General features: G+C 74.1%; 16 protein-coding genes. 7 read left to right on the top strand and 9 right to left on the bottom strand.

Annotated features, from left to right (window positions below; genetic code table 11):
* Nucleotides 1-73: 73 nt before the first annotated feature.
* Genes hemE through hemQ form a run of 3 tightly spaced genes read left to right on the top strand, consistent with a single transcriptional unit; the run spans nucleotide 74 to nucleotide 3,311 of the window.
* Nucleotides 74-1,171, top strand: coding sequence for a uroporphyrinogen decarboxylase (gene hemE / locus ELX43_RS10040; RefSeq protein ID WP_241248887.1), 1,098 nt, complete (start codon nucleotides 74-76; stop codon nucleotides 1,169-1,171).
* On the top strand, nucleotides 1,168-2,610 hold the full coding sequence (locus ELX43_RS10035) for a protoporphyrinogen oxidase (RefSeq protein WP_127783295.1): 1,443 nt from the start codon (nucleotides 1,168-1,170) through the stop codon (nucleotides 2,608-2,610). Before hemE ends, ELX43_RS10035 begins: the two co-directional genes overlap by 4 nt.
* A 5-nt stretch (nucleotides 2,611-2,615) precedes the next feature.
* Entirely contained in the window at nucleotides 2,616-3,311 is a 696-nt protein-coding gene (gene hemQ / locus ELX43_RS10030; RefSeq protein WP_127783293.1) for a hydrogen peroxide-dependent heme synthase, read from the top strand.
* 85 nt (nucleotides 3,312-3,396) lie between these two features.
* Here the strand turns inward: hemQ and msrB are convergent, their stop codons facing one another.
* The 5 genes from msrB to ELX43_RS10005 all read right to left on the bottom strand — a co-directional run bounded on the left by msrB (nucleotide 3,397) and on the right by ELX43_RS10005 (nucleotide 6,932).
* The gene (gene msrB / locus ELX43_RS10025; protein ID WP_127783290.1) at nucleotides 3,397-3,840 is read right to left on the bottom strand and encodes a peptide-methionine (R)-S-oxide reductase MsrB; all 444 of its coding nucleotides are present in this window, start codon (nucleotides 3,838-3,840) and stop codon (nucleotides 3,397-3,399) included.
* A 106-nt stretch (nucleotides 3,841-3,946) separates the two neighbouring features.
* Nucleotides 3,947-4,276 (bottom strand): hypothetical protein, encoded by a 330-nt coding sequence (locus ELX43_RS10020; RefSeq protein WP_206517990.1) that lies wholly within the window; start codon nucleotides 4,274-4,276, stop codon nucleotides 3,947-3,949.
* 16 nt (nucleotides 4,277-4,292) lie between these two features.
* Nucleotides 4,293-5,846, bottom strand: a complete 1,554-nt coding sequence (locus ELX43_RS10015; protein ID WP_127783289.1) for an alpha/beta hydrolase — start codon at nucleotides 5,844-5,846, stop codon at nucleotides 4,293-4,295.
* A 42-nt stretch (nucleotides 5,847-5,888) separates the two neighbouring features.
* Entirely contained in the window at nucleotides 5,889-6,167 is a 279-nt protein-coding gene (locus ELX43_RS10010) for a hypothetical protein (RefSeq protein ID WP_127783287.1), read from the bottom strand.
* A 12-nt stretch (nucleotides 6,168-6,179) separates the two neighbouring features.
* Nucleotides 6,180-6,932 (bottom strand): pyrimidine reductase family protein, encoded by a 753-nt coding sequence (locus ELX43_RS10005; RefSeq protein ID WP_241248886.1) that lies wholly within the window; start codon nucleotides 6,930-6,932, stop codon nucleotides 6,180-6,182.
* A gap of 64 nt (nucleotides 6,933-6,996) precedes the next feature.
* Here ELX43_RS10005 and zapE point away from each other — a divergent pair, with 64 nt between their 5' ends.
* From zapE to ELX43_RS09985, 4 genes are all read left to right on the top strand, one after another.
* Nucleotides 6,997-8,010: a cell division protein ZapE gene (zapE, locus tag ELX43_RS10000; protein WP_127783285.1), complete on the top strand. Its 1,014-nt coding sequence runs from the start codon at nucleotides 6,997-6,999 to the stop codon at nucleotides 8,008-8,010.
* Between the two features lie 112 nt (nucleotides 8,011-8,122).
* The gene (locus tag ELX43_RS09995) at nucleotides 8,123-8,581 is read left to right on the top strand and encodes a hypothetical protein (protein WP_127783283.1); all 459 of its coding nucleotides are present in this window, start codon (nucleotides 8,123-8,125) and stop codon (nucleotides 8,579-8,581) included.
* Nucleotides 8,582-8,743: 162 nt separating this feature from the next.
* The gene (locus ELX43_RS17780) at nucleotides 8,744-9,730 is read left to right on the top strand and encodes a hypothetical protein (protein ID WP_206517989.1); all 987 of its coding nucleotides are present in this window, start codon (nucleotides 8,744-8,746) and stop codon (nucleotides 9,728-9,730) included.
* Between the two features lie 196 nt (nucleotides 9,731-9,926).
* The gene (locus ELX43_RS09985) at nucleotides 9,927-12,170 is read left to right on the top strand and encodes a catalase (RefSeq protein ID WP_127783281.1); all 2,244 of its coding nucleotides are present in this window, start codon (nucleotides 9,927-9,929) and stop codon (nucleotides 12,168-12,170) included.
* A gap of 72 nt (nucleotides 12,171-12,242) precedes the next feature.
* Here the strand turns inward: ELX43_RS09985 and ELX43_RS09980 are convergent, their stop codons facing one another.
* The 4 genes from ELX43_RS09980 to ELX43_RS09960 all read right to left on the bottom strand — a co-directional run bounded on the left by ELX43_RS09980 (nucleotide 12,243) and on the right by ELX43_RS09960 (nucleotide 15,201).
* Entirely contained in the window at nucleotides 12,243-13,067 is an 825-nt protein-coding gene (locus ELX43_RS09980) for an N-acetylmuramoyl-L-alanine amidase (protein ID WP_241248885.1), read from the bottom strand.
* 25 nt (nucleotides 13,068-13,092) lie between these two features.
* Nucleotides 13,093-13,770 (bottom strand): N-acetylmuramoyl-L-alanine amidase, encoded by a 678-nt coding sequence (locus tag ELX43_RS09970; RefSeq protein WP_241248884.1) that lies wholly within the window; start codon nucleotides 13,768-13,770, stop codon nucleotides 13,093-13,095.
* Between the two features lie 272 nt (nucleotides 13,771-14,042).
* A complete protein-coding gene (locus ELX43_RS09965; protein ID WP_127783277.1) occupies nucleotides 14,043-14,873 on the bottom strand; it encodes a maleylpyruvate isomerase family mycothiol-dependent enzyme in 831 nt (276 codons plus the stop codon).
* 52 nt (nucleotides 14,874-14,925) lie between these two features.
* The gene (locus tag ELX43_RS09960; RefSeq protein WP_346773872.1) at nucleotides 14,926-15,201 is read right to left on the bottom strand and encodes a hypothetical protein; all 276 of its coding nucleotides are present in this window, start codon (nucleotides 15,199-15,201) and stop codon (nucleotides 14,926-14,928) included.
* Nucleotides 15,202-15,500 lie beyond the last annotated feature (299 nt).

Raw genomic sequence — 15,500 nt, 5'->3', positions numbered from 1 at the left:
GGAGGCGCGCCGGTCGGACCCGTCGCGCCGGAGGGGCTGTGGCGGCGCCGGGCCGGGCTCGCGTCATGGCAGCATGGACCCCGAGATGAACAGCCACGGTAGTACCTCAGTCATCCCCGCCACCGGGGCCCGCCGCACGCTGCCGGACGCACCGCTGCTGGCGGCGGCGCGCGGTCAGCAGCCCAGCCACCGCCCCATCTGGTTCATGCGCCAGGCCGGCCGGTCGCTGCCGGAGTACCGCGAGGCGCGGAAGGGCATCGGCATGCTCGACGCCTGCTTCACGCCCGAGCTGGTGTGCGAGGTGACCATGCAGCCGGTGCGCCGACACCACGTGGACGCCGCCATCTTGTTCTCCGACATCGTGGTGCCGCTCAAGGCCGCGGGCATTGACCTGGACATCGTCGCCGGCACCGGTCCGGTGGTGGCCGAGCCGGTGCGCACCAGTGCCGACGTCGCCGCGCTGCCCCCGCTCACCCCGGACCAGCTGGCCCCGGTGGCCGAGGCCGTGCGGCTGCTGGTCGGCGAGCTGGGCGAGACCCCGCTGATCGGCTTCGCCGGCGCCCCGTTCACCCTGGCCTCCTACCTCATCGAAGGCGGGCCGAGCCGCAACCACGAGCGCACCAAGGCGCTGATGTACGCCGACCCCACCACCTGGCACGCCCTCCTGGGCCGGCTGGCCGACTCCACCATCACGTTCCTCTCCGCCCAGGTCGAGGCCGGCGTGGACGCGGTGCAGCTGTTCGACTCCTGGGCGGGTGCGCTGTCGCTGGCCGACTACCGCGAGTTCGTGCTGCCGCACTCCGCGCGGGTGCTGGAGGCGGTCGGCACCGCCGGGCTGCCGCGCATCCACTTCGGCGTGGGCACCGGCGAGCTGCTCGGGGCCATGGGTGAGGCCGGCGCTGACGTGGTGGGCGTGGACTGGCGGGTGCCGCTGCGCACCGCCGTCGACCGGGTGGGGCCGGGCAAGGCGCTGCAGGGCAACCTCGACCCCGCCGTGCTCTTCGCCGGTCCCGAGGCCGTGCAGCGGGAGGTCGCGCGGGTGCTGGCCGACGCCGACGCCGCGCTCGCTGCCGGGGCCACCGGCCACATCATGAACTTGGGGCACGGCGTGCTGCCCAGCACCGACCCCGACGTGCTCACCCGGGTGGTGGAGCTGGTGCACGGGGCATGACCACCCCGTCTGCGCCCAGCACCCACCACGGCTCAGCCTCGGTCGCCGTGGTGGGTGCTGGGATCTCCGGCCTGGCCGCGGCGCAGCGGCTGCGCACCCTGCTGGGACCGCGGGCGCAGATCACCGTGCTGGAGCAGTCCGCGCGGATCGGCGGGGTGCTGCGCACCGTGGAGCTGGCTGGACGTGGCTTCGACGTGGGGGCGGAGGCGTTCCTCACCCGCCGCCCCGAGGTGCCGGCGCTGCTGGCCGAGCTCGGTCTGGCTGAGCAGCTGGTGCACCCGGCAGCGGTGCCGGCCAGCGTGCTTGCCGGGGGCCGCCCGCACGGCCTGCCCCCGCGCAGCGTCATGGGCATCCCCTCCAGCGTGGACTCCGTGCGCGGGCTGCTCAGCGACGACGCGCTGCGCCAGGTGGCCGCCGAGCCCGAGCGTCCGCTGCGCTGGGAGCCCGGCAGCGACGTCGCCGTCGGGCAGCTGGTCCGCGAGCGCCTGGGTGCGGAGGTGGTGGCCCGCTCGGTTGACCCGCTGCTGGGCGGGGTGTACTCCGGCAGCGCCGACTCCCTCGGCCTGCGCGCCGCCGTGCCCGCGGTGGCCGCGGCCCTGGACGCCGGTGCCCCCAGCCTCACCGCCGCGGCCGCGCAGGCGGCACCGCAGCCCCAGCCCGGGGTTCCGGTGTTCGGGGCGCTGCGCGAGGGCTACACCAGCCTGCTCGAGGCGCTGCGCGAGGCCGCCGCCGCCCGGCTGCGCACCGGCTGCACCGTCACCGCGGTCGGTACCGACGCCACCGGCTGGTGGGTGGACACCGCGGACGCCGGCCGCGAGCGCTTCGACGCCGTGGTGCTGGCCGTGCCCGCCCCCGCCGCCCGCCGGCTGCTCACCGACGTGGCGCCGCGCGCGGCCCACGCGGCCGCCGGCATCCCCCTCGCCTCCTGCGTGGTGGTGGGGCTGGCCTACGACGGGGAGCAGGTGGACGCCCAGCTGCCGCCGACGTCGGGGCTGCTGGTGGCCACCGGGGAGGCGCTGCACGCCAAGGCCTTCACCCACTCCAGCCGCAAGTGGCCGCACCTGGGTGGCGACGGGGTGCTGCGGCTGCGGGCGTCGCTGGGTCGCTACGGCGACGCCGCGGCGCTGCAGGTGGACGACGCCACGCTGCTGGCCCAGGTGCGGGCCGACCTCGAGCAGGTGCACGGCATCACCGCGGTCCCGCTGGGCGCCGTGGTGCAGCGCTGGGGCGGGGGACTGCCCCAGTACGGACCCGGCCACCTGGACCGAGTGGCGGAGATCGAGGACGCGGTGGCGGCGGTGGCCGGGCTGGCCGTCGCGGGATCGATGCTGCACGGGGTGGGCGTGCCCGCCTGCATCGCCACCGGTCGGGCGGCCGCCGAGCGTGTCGTGCAGCACGTCACCACCTGTGCCGAGGGCTCGACCGCGGTGGCACGATAGGCCCCATGGCACACCTCGACTACGCAGCGCTGAACTCGCAGATCCGCTACACCATGTTCTCGGTCTTCAAGACGCGCCCCGGTGCTCTCGGGGACGACCGCGCCGCCGTGGCGCAGGAGGCGCAGGAGTTCCTGGACTCCCTGGAGGGCAAGGGCGTCGTGGTCCGCGGGATCTACGACGTCGCCGGCATGCGGGCCGACGCCGACTGGCTGATCTGGACCCACGCCGAGACCATCGAGCAGCTGCAGGAGGCCTACTCCGGGCTGCGTCGGGACACCGCGCTGGGCCGGGCGAGCGACCCGGTGTGGTCCAACGCGGCCCTGCACCGCCCTGCCGAGTTCAACAAGGGCCACCTGCCGGCCTTCATCGCCGGGGAGGAGCCGGGCAAGTACCTGTGCCTGTACCCGTTCGTCCGCTCCTACGAGTGGTACCTGCTGCCCGACGCCGAGCGCCGCCAGATGCTGGCCGACCACGGCAAGGCCGCCCGCGGCTACGCCGACGTCCGCGCCAACACCGTGCCCTCCTTCGCACTGGGCGACTACGAGTGGCTGCTCGCCTTCGAGGCTCCCGAGCTGCACCGCATCGTGGACCTCATGCGTGACCTGCGCGCCACCGACGCCCGGCGCCACGTGCGCGAGGAAGTCCCGTTCTTCACCGGACCGCGCGTGCCGGTGGCGGAGCTGGTCTCGCACCTGCCCTGAGCGGCGCCACTCGCCGCCAGCCTCCAGACAACACAGCACCGCGCGGGCCTGCCGCGCGGTGCTGTGTCTTTCTGGGGAGTACCGGCTAGGCCTCCGGGGTCTGCTGGGCGTTCTCCTTGGGCACCAGGCGCATGGAGATGCTGTTGATGCAGTAGCGCTGGTCGGTGGGGGTGGCGTAGCCCTCACCCTCGAAGACGTGGCCCAGGTGGCTGTGGCAGGACGCGCAGATCACCTCGGTCCGCTTCATGCCCAGGGTGCTGTCGTCGCGCAGGATCACCGCGTCGGTGCCCGAGGGCGCGAAGAAGGACGGCCAGCCGCAGTGCGACTCGAACTTGGTGTCGCTGCGGAAGATCTCGGCGCCGCAGGCGCGGCACTCGTAGACGCCGGTGGTGGTGGTGTCGGTGTACTCGCCCACCCCCGGGCGCTCGGTGCCCGCCTTGCGCAGCACCTCGTACTCGGCGGGGGTCAGCTTCTCCTTCCACTCCTGCTCGGAGAGCACGACGGAAGGGGTGGCGTGCGTGTCTTTCATGGCGACCACGCTAGTCCGGCCGTCGCGGTGCGCGCACCGGGGAGGTGGGCGCTTCACTCTGGGCGCAATCGGGCCGATCGATGGCCGCGCAAACGGCCCAGGGCCGCTAGAGCATCCCTGAGATCGCGACGAGGGCGTTCCACACCGCGTAGAGCACGCCCAGCAGCACCAGCGCCACCACCGTCACGGCCACCAGCCGCCGCAGCCCACCCGCCCGGTTGGCTGAGGTGGCGAAGTCGCCGACCCCGGCGAGGTAGCCCTCCACGGTGAAGCTGGGGCGGGAGCGCTCGATGCGGTCGAGGTGGGCGGCGAAGGCCTGCGCGTCCGGGTCGTCGGGATCCAGGCCCACCAGGTCGTCGGCGAACCGGCCGGGCGGCAGCGGTGGGTCCAGCGGGCAGTCCTCGTCCCGGCCGGGGTCGGGGCCGGTGACGCTCATGCGGTCCACCGTAGCGCTACGCCGGGCAGATGGTGCCTGCCTGCGGGCGGGTGCCGTCAGCCAGGTAGGCCGCCACGGCAGTGCGTGCGCAGGCCGACGCCGGCAGCACCGGGTGGCCGTAGCCCTGCCAGCGCACCAGGGTGGCGTCGCTGCCGGCCTGCTGCACGCTGGTCACTGCGGCCGGGGCGCCGCTGGGCCCGGCGACGGGGTCGGCGGCGGGTGCCAGCACCAGCACCGGCGGGACGGCGCCGAGCTCACGCACCTGTGGGGCGGTGGCGGGGGTGGGCCAGGACAGGCACAGCAGCAGCCGGGCCGCTGCGTCGGCGCCGAACACCGGCATCTCGGTGCGCCACTGGGCCAGCAGGGTGGAGACCTGCTCGGCGGAGGGCCGCAGCGCCACGTCGCTGCACCGGGCGACGAGCTCGGCGTCCACCTGCCCCGGCGGCGCGCCGGTGGAGCCCAGCTGTGCCAGCGCGGTGCCGTCGCCGGCCCGGGCCCGCTCCAGCGCCGCCGGCAGGGCCCGCGCCCCGTCGGGGCTGGACAGCGCCCGAGCGAGGAGGCCGGGGATGGCCCCGGCGGCGAGGCTGCCCCCGGCCGCCGGCAGGCCGTTGCGGGCGCGCGCCTGGTTGAGCACGTCCAGCACGGTGGCGGTGGCGTCCGGCCCGGCGGGGCACTGGGTGGCCGCGCACTGGGTGCTGAACGCCCGCAGCGCCGCCTCAGCGCCGGTGGCCTGCTCCTTGGCCATTGTGGCGGCGTCGGCTCCGTAGGAGGCGGGGGAGTCCAGCACCAGCCGCGACACGTGGTCGGGGTGGGCGATGCTGTAGCGCAGCGCCACGGCGGCGCCGTCGCCCAGGCCCAGCAGCGCCAGCCGGTCCACCTTCCATGCCGTCCGCAGCACCTCCAGGTCGCCGGCGGCGTGGGCGGCGTCGTACCCCAGCTCCGCCGGGCTCAGCACGTCGGTGCAGGACTGGGTGCTGGTGCGACCCAGCTGCTGGATGGTGTCCAGCGCGGAAGGGTCGGGGCCGGAGGCGTCCACGGTGGTGATGTCGGTGCGCTGGGCGGCGGACAGGCAGGACACCGGGTCGGAGGTGCCCAGGCCGCGACGATCCAGCGCCACCACCGGGTGCTGGGCCAGCAGCGCGGCTCCGTCAGCCCGGGCCCACCGCGCCAGGGCGGTGCCGGAGGGCTCGTCCGCGCCGGTGGTGAGCACGACCGGCGCCGCCTCGCGGGGGGTGTCGGCGGTGCGGGCCCGCACCAGTCCCAGGCTGAGGCTGTCCGGCAGCTGGTCGTCCACCGGCGCCGTGAGCGTGGCGCACTCCAGCGTCACCCCGGCGGGCAGCGGCGCGGGGGAGGTCTGCTGCAGCCAGGTGCTGGAGCAGCTGCGCCAGGTGAGGTCGGTGACCGGGGCCTGCAGCGGCGGGACGGCGGCGGGGCTCGGGCTGGGGCTCGGGGAGGCCGGCGCATCGCTGCGGACGGCGATGGTGGGACGGTCGGAGGGGCCGGCGCTGCACCCGGCGACGGCGGCGGTCACCAGCGCTGCCGCCAGCACGATCACGGGGACGCGTCTCACGCCGGCAGCATGCCAGAACGTGGGTGTGCCCGCGGTGAGCGCTCAGCGCACGCGAGGCGGGGCGTGGCGCCGGCGGTGCAGGGTGCGCACCGGGTGGGCGCAGGCGTCCAGCACCGCCCGGGCACCCCGGCGGCGGGAGGTGAACTGGACGTCGCCGCGGAAGTCCCGCTGGTCGTGCTCGGCGGCGGCCGGGCCGTACAGGCGGCGGTAGGTGGCGAGCACCTCGGCGAAGCGCTCGGGATCACCACCGACGTCCGGGTGCAGCGCACGCAGCTGGGCCCGCAGGCTGCTGCGGCGCCGGTCGCCGGTGGGCTCGTCCATCACCGACCGAGACTAGCGTCGGCGCACCCAGCGCAGCAGCATGGTGGCGTCGTCGTCGCAGAGCACGTGCCCCAGCGACAGGCCGCGCGGCTCGCCGGCGGGGCCGGTGGCGATGCGCCCGGCGCCGCCCAGGGCGAGCAGCGGTGCGGTGGTCAGGCACACCTCGTCCACCAGGTCGGCGGTCACCAGGTCGCCGAACAGGGTTGGTCCGCCCTCGCAGAGCACCCGGTACAGGCCCTGCTCGGCCAGCACGGCCAGCAGGGTGGCCGGCTCCACCCGCTCCACCCCGGCGGTGTGCACCTGGGCACCGGCGGCCCGCAGCGCGTCGCCGTGAGCCTCGGCACCGCGGGTGGTGGTGATGACCAGCGGCGCCACGGTGGTGTCGGTGAACAGCGGGGCATCGGCGGCCAGGTTCCCGCTGGCGGTGACCACAGCGATCGGCGGCACGGGCGCCTGGCCGCGGGCCTCCCGGGCGCGGCGCAGCTCCGGGTTGGTCCGGGCCCCGCGGTAGCCCTCCGCCCGCGCGGTGCCCGCACCCACCACGATGACGTCGGCCAGCTCGCGCAGCAGCGCGAACACCTTCTGGTCCGACGGGGTGGCCAGCCCGGCGGTGCGACCGTCCACGCTCACCGCGCCGTCCACGCTGCTCACGAAGTTCACCCGCACCCAGGGCCGCACCAGCTCCGGCGGGTAGGCGTAGAGCGCCCGCAGCTCGGCGTCGGACAGGTCGGCCTGGTTTGAGTCGGCAGCGCCTGGTGTGGTCAACGACTCACCGGCGGACAGCATTTTTCGCACGTCCCTGATCACACCACGCCGATATTCTGGGTGGATGCCTGACCACCTCGTCGACCGCCGTCCGCACCTGAACCAGGACGAGCTGGTCGCCGCCATGGTGCCCCCGGGACGCTTCGGTGACGTGCGCTTCGAGACCTACCGCCCCGACCCGGACGAGCCGAGCCAGACGGCGGCCGTGGAGGCCGCCCAGGCCTTCGCCCGGCAGATCAACGAGCAGCAGACCGGCAAGCGGGGTCTGTTCGGCCGCAAGGCCAAGACTGTCACCGGTGCGGGTCTGTACTTCGACGGCGGTTTCGGCGTGGGCAAGACCCACCTCCTCGCCTCGCTGTGGCACGAGGTGCCCAGCCCGAAGACCTTCGGGACCTTTGTCGAGCTGACCCACCTGGTGGGGGCGCTCGGCTTCGCGGCCACCGTGGAGCGGCTGTCCACCCACCGCCTGCTGGCGATCGACGAGTTCGAGCTGGACGACCCGGGCGACACGATGGTCATCACGCGCCTGCTCGCCGAGCTGAGCGCCGCCGGCGTCAACGTCGCGGCCACCTCCAACACGCTGCCCGGCCAGCTCGGTGAGGGCCGCTTCGCCGCGCAGGACTTCCTGCGCGAGATCAAGACGATGTCCGACCGCTTCACGGTGCTGCGCGTGGACGGGCCCGACTACCGCCACCGCGACCTGCCGCCGGCGCCCGACCCGGTCTCCGAGGAGGAGCTGGTGGCCGCCGCGGAGGCCATCCCCGGCGCCACGCTGGACTCCTTCGACGACCTGTGCGCCCACCTGGCCACGCTGCACCCCTCCCGCTACGGCGCGCTGGTCCGCGACCTGCCGGCTGTGCACCTCTCCGGCGTGCACGCCGCTGCCGACCAGGCGATGGCGCTGCGGCTGGTGGTGTTCGCCGACCGGCTCTACGACGCCGACATCCCGGTCACCGTCTCCGGTGCCCCGCTGGACAAGATCTTCACCGAGGAGATGCTCAACGGCGGCTACCGCAAGAAGTACCTGCGGGCGACGTCGCGGCTGGTCGCGCTGTCTCGCCTCGAGGCTGCCGTCTAGGCGCTGGGGATTTGGGCGCCGCCGTCCAGGTGGCTGCGTGCGGGGAGCAGCCTGCTCGCCGAACCGCTGCGGGTCCTCGCCGCGAACAATGATCATGCGGCGACCGAGGATCATGGACGGACGAGTGCTCCTGCCGGTGGTGGCTGGGCTCGTGGTGCTGTCGGCCTGTGGCAGCGGCGGCTCGGAGACGAGCCAACCCGCCCCCGCGAGCGCTGCACCCACCACCAGCCCAACCGCCGCTCCGGGCCTGCCCCAGGCCTGTGCCCGCTACAGAGCGGCGTCGACGATCGCTCGGCAGGTGGTCACCTCGGCGGCCGAGCCCGTGCTGGCGTCGGCTCCGGCGTTCGTGCTGCTCGGCGTGCGCCAGGGCGCCACCGACGCCGCGGCCGCGGCCCCCACGGCGGCGCCGGTGTTCGGTGAGGTGGTGGCGGCCGTGGACGACCTCGACGCCCAGGCCGTCGCGCGGCTGCCCAGCGGCGCCGATGGCTCGACCACCCTGGTGCAGCTGCAGCCGCAGCGGCTGGGCGCGGCCCTGGACGCCGCCGACGCCCTGTGCCGCAGCGCCGGGTGAGGGCACCACGGCCCGCCTGAGTCCCCCCGACAGTCCTTTGTGGATCCTGTGGGCGGCGACCGTGTCGGCGTGCGCGCACCGAGGGCGCCGGGCAAGGTGTGGGGCACCACCGGGTCCGGTCTCCACCGGGCCTGGCCCCCGCCGAGGAGAAGGAGCACGTCCATGGGTGCCACAGTGATCAAGCGCGGGCTGCTGGCCGGAGGCGCCGGCGTGGCCGCGCTCAACGCGGTGACCTACCTGGACATGGCGGTGCGCGGGCGGCCGGCCAGCAGCACGCCCGAGCGCACGGTGGACACGCTCACCGACAAGGCAGGGCTGGTCATCCCCGGGGACGCGCCCACCAGGGACAACCGCCGCACCGCCCTCGGGGCGCTCAGCGGCATCGCCACCGGCGTGGCGGTGGGTGTGGCGGCCAGCGTGGCGCGGGCAGCCGGCTTCGCGCCCCCGGCGCCGCTGGGTGCGGTGGCCACCGGCGCGGCGGCGATGGCGGTGAGCGACCTGGGCATGGCGGCGCTGCGGGTGAGCGACCCGCGCACCTGGAGCGGCCGCGACTGGGCGAGCGACGTGGTGCCGCACCTGGCCTACGGGCTGGCGGTGCGCTCGGTGATCCACGCCCAGCCCACCCCTGCCGAGCGCGTCGGCACTGCCCCCACCAGGGCCTCCGCCGGCCTGCTCACCCGCTCGGCCCTGCTGGGTGTGGCGGCAGGAGGGCGCAGCTCGCTCGGGCTGGCCGGGCCGGCCCTGTCCAGCCGTCGCACCGGGGGGCTGGCTCGCGGAGGCGCCGTGCTGGGCGTGGCCGGCGAGATGGTGATGGACAAGCTGCCCACCACACCGAGCCGGCTGGCGCCTCCCGCACTGGCCGGCCGAGTGGCCAGCGGCGGCGCGGGGGCGGTCGCCCTGTCCCGGCGGGAGCACGCGCAACCGCTGGTGCCGGCGACGGTGGGAGCACTGGGCGCCTTCGCCGGCTCGCACGCGGGCGCGGCCTGGCGCAGCTGGGCTGCGGGGCGGATGCCGGACTGGCAGGCCGCGCTGGTGGAGGACGTCGCCTCGGTGGCGCTGGCTGCCGTGGCGTGCCTTCCCGGGCGTCCGGCCGCCGGGATCCAGCCGCCTCCCGGCCCCCGCTACCCCGAGCTCGCCGGCCGGCGCTGACTCGACTTCACGCGTGTGGCGCAACACTTCCGGTCGGGCTTCGCTGGGTCCGCCCGGTCGATCTGTGATCTGATCAGAGCCGACGTTGAGCACACAGCGTCCCCACGTTTGCCGCGTCCGTCATCGGACGTGCGGACTAACGCTCATTGACTGTCCCCAGAGATGTCCCTGACATGCCTGAGAGCTGGAGGTCTTGATGTTCGACAAGTCCAAGGCAGTACCCCCGGAGCCGATTCCCGGCGCGCCGGGCAGCGGAGTGCCGACGGTCGAGGAGCCCACCGCTCCGGTGCCGCCGCTTCCCACCAAGCCTGACCAGACCGAGCCCGCGCTGGGCTCGCCCACCGGCAAGCCGCTCGACGGCCCCGCCGACGCGCGCGGGCAGGGCGGGGAGTACCTCACCACCGCCACCGGCGTCCGGCTGCCCGACACCGATCACTCGCTCAAGGCCGGGCCGCGTGGGCCCCTGCTCATGCAGGACCACCACTTCCGCGAGAAGATCATGCACTTCGACCACGAGCGCATCCCGGAGCGCGTGGTCCACGCCCGCGGCACGGGAGCGCACGGCGTCTTCCAGTCCTACGGCACCGCCACCAACCTGACCAAGGCCGGCTTCCTGGCCAAGGACGTGGAGACCCCGGTCTTCGTCCGCTTCTCCACGGTCGTCGGCAACCGCGGCTCCGCCGACACGGTGCGCGACACCCGAGGCTTCGCGACGAAGTTCTACACCCAGGAAGGCAACTTCGACCTGGTCGCGAACAACATCCCGGTGTTCTTCATCCAGGACGCGATCAAGTTCCCGGACATCATCCACGCGGCCAAGCCCCACCCGGACCGCGAGATCCCGCAGGCCCAGAGCGCGCACGACACGTTCTGGGACTTCGTCTCGCTGCACACCGAGGCCACCCACCACGTCATGTGGCAGATGTCCGACCGCGCCATCCCGCGCTCCTACCGGACCATGGAGGGCTTCGGCGTCCACACCTTCCGCCTGCTCAACGGCGAGGGTGAGACCACGCTGGTGAAGTTCCACTGGAAGCCCAAGCTGGGCGTGCACTCCCAGCTGTGGGAGGAGGCGCAGCTGACGGCCGGTGTCGACCCCGACTTCCACCGTCGCGACCTGGCCGACGCCATCGAGAGCGGCGCGTTCCCCGAGTGGGAGCTCGGCGTGCAGGTCTTCCCGGACACCCCGGAGCAGACCTTCGAGGGCATCGACCTGCTCGACCCGACGAAGATCGTGCCCGAGGAGCTCGCCCCGGTTCAGCCGATCGGCAAGCTGACCCTCAACGGCAACACCACGAACTTCTTCGCCGAGACCGAGCAGATCGCCTTCCACACCGGTCACCTGGTGCCCGGCATCGACGGCACCGACGACCCGCTGCTGCAGGGCCGCAACTTCTCCTACCTGGACACGCAGCTGACCCGGCTGGGCGGACCGAACTTCAACCAGATCCCGGTGAACCGGCCGCACGTGCCGGTCAACGACATGTTCCGGGAGGGCTTCCACCAGCACGCCGTGCACCGTGGCGTGGCGCCCTACCGGCCCAACTCCCTCGACGGCGGCAACCCCGCCGAGGCGGACGCAGCCAGCGGCGCCTTCATCGAGGTGCCGCAGCCGATGGCCCCCGACGCCACCAAGGTCCGGGCGCTGCCGGTGTCCTTCGACGACCACTTCACCCAGCCTCGGCTGTTCTGGAAGAGCATGAGCGCGGTGGAGCAGGAGCACATCATCCAGTCCTTCACCTTCGAGCTGGGCAAGTGCTACGAGACCCCGGTCCGTGAGCGCACCCTGCAGGTGCTGGCCAACGTCGACCCGGTGCTGTGCGCCGGCGTGGCCACCGGCCTCGGCATGCCCGTGCCGTCGCCGACGGCGGACCTGCCGGACGTGGTGGCCAGCCCGGCGCTGAGCCAGATCGGCCAGACCTGGCCGTCTGACGGCCGGATCATCGGCATCATCGCCGACGACAGCAGCGACCTCGGTGCGGTCGCCACGGTGCGCGACGCCATCCAGCAGGCCGGCATGGTCCCGCTGGTCATCGGCCCGCGTGGCGGGGCGGTGGGCACGGGCAAGGACACGATCGTGCCGCAGCGCACCTTCCTCACCGCCCGCTCCGTCGAGTTCGACGCGATCCTGCTGGCGGGTGCGCCCGCGGTGGCTCCGGACGCGACGGACAACCTGGACGCCAAGGCCGGCGACCCGGCGCACCTCAGCGACACCGTCGACCCCCGGGTCACGCTGATGCTGGGCGAGGCCTTCCGCCACGCCAAGGCGATCGGTGGCTGGGGCCAGGCCGAGCAGGCGCTGGCGCTGGCCGGCTGCGTCCCGGGCACGCCCGGTGTCGTGGTCGGTGACAACGCCGAGGCCGTGCTGGCCGGGGTGCTGGAGCTGCTCTCCGCCCACCGCGTGTGGGACCGCTTCCCGCCCTCGGTCGCCGTGAGCTGACCACTCTGGTCTGAGCACTGCACGAGGAAGCCCCCTGCCGAACGCGGCGGGGGGCTTCCTCGCGCTCAGGGGTCAGCCGGTGGTCAGGAAGCGGGTGATGCCGTCGGCGATGGCCCGCGCGTAGGGCGTGCGACCAGCAGGGGTGGACACCGCGGCAGCCTCGGCGGGGTTGCGCAGGTTGGCGCACTCCACCAGCACGGCGGGGCCGGTGGCGAGGTTCAGCCCGGCGAGGTCGGACCGCGGGTTGAGCCCGTCGCTGCCCAGGTAGGTGGACGGGGTGAGCCCACCGGCCACCATCGCGTCACGCATCGTGGTGGCCAGCCGGACCGACGGGCCACTCTGCACGGCGCTCAGGGGCGGGGCGGAGTACGCCACGTGGAACCCGCGGCCGCTGGGCGGTGCCCCGTCGCCGTGCAGGCTCACCACCACGTCCGCACCGGCACCGGCGGCGGCGCGCTGGTCCACGCACGGGCCCAGCCCGCTGTCGCTGTCGCGGGTGAGGCGCACCGTCGCGCCCTGGGCGGTCAGCAGCTGCTGCACCTGCTGGGCCAGCGCCCAGGTGAACGCGTGCTCGGCGTAACCCTCGGCGGTGGAGGTGCCGGTGGTGTTGCAGGCCTTGGTGCGGCCGCGACCGTTGGGCACCTGCGCGTTGAGGGCGGCGGGGTCGGTGCCGCCGTTGTGCCCCGGGTCCAGCACCACCAGCTTTCCGGTGAGCGGACGCACGGCCGGCGCGGCGGAGCTTGCGGCAGGGGCCGGCGGCGGGCTGGGTGCGGGGACGGACAGCTCCGTCGTCAGCGGAGCCGGTGCCTCGGCGGGTGCGGGGGTCTGCGCGCCCTGGCAGCCCGTGAGCAGGACGGCCGCCAGCACGAGCCCGCCCGCCCCGCGCCTGGTCAGCACGCGGGGGACACTACGGGTCGACGCCTCAGCCCCCGGCCAGGTACTGCCGGATCCCCTCGGCGATGCCGCGGGCGTAGTCGGCGCGACCCTCCTCGCTGGCCGCCCGTTCGGCCTCCACCGGGTTGCGCATGTTGATGCACTCAATGAGGACGGTGGGTCGGGTGGAGAGGTTGAGGTTGGCCAGGTCGTCGCGGGTGGCGATGCCCGCACCGGCCAGGTAGGTGGCCGGCTGGTGGCCCTGCTCCACCATGGCGTCGCGCAGCACGGAGGCCAGCCGCACCGCGGGTCCGGCCTGGGCGTCGTTGAGCGGCGGGTCGTTGTAGATCACGTGGAAGCCGTGCTCGTCGGAGTCGGCACCGTCGGCGTGGATGCTCACCACCACGTCGGCGCCGGCGGTGTTGCCGATCGCGGCCCGGCGGTCCACGCAGGGGCCCACGCCGTCGTTGTCGCCCCGGGTGAGCCGCACGGACGCCCCCTGGTCCTCCAGCAGGGACCGGGCGTGCTGCGCCACCGACCAGTTGAAGGCGTGCTCGGCGTAGTTGTCGTCGGTGGAGGTCCCGGTGCTGTTGCACCCGGCTGTGCCGCCGCGTCCGTTGGGCACCCGCTCGTCGAGGGGGTCGGGGTTGTCCGCGTTGCCCCCGTTGTGTCCGGGGTCGAGCACCACGAGCTTGCCCGCCAGGGGACCGGCAGCGGCAGCGGTCACGGGGTTGGATCCGGCCCGGGGCGGGGCGGGATCCGCGGGGGCGGCCGAGCGTGCCTGCGGCAGGATCGCGGCGAGCAGTGCCGCTGCGAGAAGGCCCGCGGTGAGAAGTGCACAACCGGCAAGGCCGGCCCCGACTGCCCTGGGTCGCTGCATGCGGTCGAGGCTACGGAGGCTCGCAGCGGTTGCCCACACGAATGGCGACCCCTGCGCGGAAGGTGTCCGAAGATCCGGTTTTCTGTGTTCCTGCTGGTCAGCGTCTCGAAAGCCTGCCGTCAGGGAGTCACGGCCAGCGCGGTGAGCACCTGCAGGACGAGAGTCTGGTCGCCGCCGATGGTGAGGCGGTCGGACATCGCGTCCGGGCTGCGGCGCCCACCGCCGAGCATCGTGAAGGTCTCGGTGTCCATGGCCAGGCTGACGGTGGGCGAGCTGGGCGGCTGCTGCGGAGTGCGGGCGCGGCCGTCCTCGCCGACCTCCACCGCGGCGGTGAACCCGTGCGGACCGGACACCTCCAGCGCCACGACGGTGCCGGCGGGGGGTGCCACCCGCTTGCCGACCACGACGGGCAGGGCGCGGGAAAACACCCCGACGCAGTGCGCGGCACCAGCGGTGTCCAGGTGGCCCGGCCGGCCCACGGCGCGCCGGATGTCCTGCTCGTGCATCCACATGTCCACCACGCGGTTGCTCAGCAGCACCTCCCAGCTCCACGGGGTCCCGCCCGGGGTCACCGCTGCGGGCGAGGCGGCGTCGCTGGGCGGGTTGGCGGCGAGGCTCTTGGCGCGCGCCTGAACCGAGGAGTCGAGCTCGTCGATGATCTGTCCCGGCGTCCAGTCGACGCGCGCGATGCAGCCGGACTCGGTGTAGCGCGACATCTTCCCGGTGAGGTGCGGCAGGTCGGGCACGTCCACCCGCGGCTGCGGCACACCGGCCAGCTCGGCCTCGATGTGGGCCAGGTGCGCGGCGACGGCGTGCACGTCCCAGCCGGCCAGGTCGGTGGGCCGGCTCCAGTCGTCAGCGTCCAGGGAGCGCAGCAGCTCCAGCACGTCGTCAGCGCTGCTGCGCCACGCCTGGATGTAGGACGCGAGAACCTGCTCATCGGCTGCCATGCAGGCACAGTAGGGGATGCGCGCCCTGCCGGTGCACCAAGGCGGTCCCGGCTCAGCCCCGTTCAGCGACGTTCTTGATGGCCGCGAGGGTGACGGGAATGCCCCGGTGCGCGGCCGCGGTGCGGTCGGCGATCTGCGCGCCGACCGCCCAGGCCGGTTCGCGGCCGCGGTCGGCGACGGTGATCTGCGAGCGGGCCTCCCAGGTGCGCTCCGGGGTGACGTTGCGCCCGCTGAACCACTTGCCCACCTCGGCCGGGCCCGCCTCGTCCCACCAGTAGGCCACGCAGACGGGGCTCCACTCGCCGGTGCAGGCGACGTCGGCGACCAGGTCGTAGACGTCGGCGGGGGAGCGGTTGATCAGGATGCGGCTGAGAAGGTGCGCGGGGAGAGGTCAGTCATGCGCCCAGTGTGCGGGGTGGGTCGGTGATCAGCTGCTGGACCCGACTGGTCGACTCCTGTGCCGAACCGAGACCTTGGCCGTTCAACCCCTTAGGTCTTGTCCCCGAAGCGTCGAAACGGTGGGCGCGCAACCGGGCAATCTCGGTCTCCGCTTACACATCCTGTCCCACGGGGTGCCGTAACCGCCGTGGTAGAAAGTACTGGGGCTGCTGGCCCGCCGTTAGGTCG

It is taken from the genome of Rhodococcus sp. X156 (assembly GCF_004006015.1).
Lineage (GTDB): Bacteria > Actinomycetota > Actinomycetes > Mycobacteriales > Mycobacteriaceae > X156.
Note: the sequence above shows the minus strand (reverse complement) of the source record. Positions and strands in the feature narration are given on the sequence as shown.